This is a genomic window from Alkalibacterium sp. m-11, assembly GCF_054658155.1.
The window spans coordinates 1-255 of record NZ_BAAGIR010000536.1 but is presented as its reverse complement, the minus strand read 5'-3'; the positions used below and the strand labels follow the sequence as shown (position 1 = coordinate 255).

1 rRNA gene is annotated in these 255 nt (G+C 54.9%); it reads left to right on the top strand.

From position 1 onward, the window contains the following. Nucleotides 1–255 (top strand): 23S ribosomal RNA (locus ACYQ2O_RS13495); the annotation flags it as partial.

The window sequence follows — 255 nt, the reverse complement described above, 5'->3', positions numbered from 1 at the left end:
CGTGGGGAACTGAAACATCTAAGTACCTGCAGGAAGAGAAAGCAAACGCGATTCCCCGAGTAGTGGCGAGCGAAACGGGAAGAGGCCAAACCAGAATGCTTGCATTCTGGGGTTGTAGGACCGGCGACATGGACAAGAGACGATAGCAGAAGCAGCTGGAAAGCTGTGCGAGACAGGGTGACAGCCCCGTATGCGACATCGAACCTTGCCTAGCTGGGATCCTGAGTACGGCGGAACACGAGAAATTCTGTCGGA